This is a genomic window from Ruminococcus sp. AM43-6 (assembly GCF_003461785.1).
Classification (GTDB): Bacteria; Bacillota; Clostridia; order Oscillospirales; family Ruminococcaceae; genus Hominimerdicola; species Hominimerdicola aceti.
The window spans coordinates 278-555 of sequence record NZ_QTXU01000092.1 but is presented as its reverse complement, the minus strand read 5'-3'; the positions used below and the strand labels follow the sequence as shown (position 1 = coordinate 555).

1 protein-coding gene is annotated in these 278 nt (G+C 47.5%); it reads right to left on the bottom strand.

The genetic code is table 11. From position 1 onward, the window contains the following. Positions 1–278, bottom strand: a 278-nt coding sequence (locus tag DW938_RS14595; RefSeq protein ID WP_207660723.1) for a hypothetical protein, incomplete at both ends; no start/stop codon positions are given.

Genomic DNA, 278 nt, shown 5'->3' with positions numbered 1-278 from the left:
GCTGATAAGCTCTTGCTTTCAGTTGCACCGCAAGTCTCACATTTTCTGATCTGTGTACCGCTTTCTGTGCAGGTAGCTGATTTTGTGGTTGTCCAATTGCCAAACTTATGGCCTGTTGCCTTTATTGTATCCTGAGCCTTTATTACCGCACCACAAACTGAGCAATGTGAACCCTCGGTTTTGCCGTCTGTTGTGCAGGTGGCAGGGATTGCCTTGTCAACAACTTCTGTATGGCCCTTAGCTGATAAGCTCTTGCTTTCAGTTGCACCGCAAGTCTC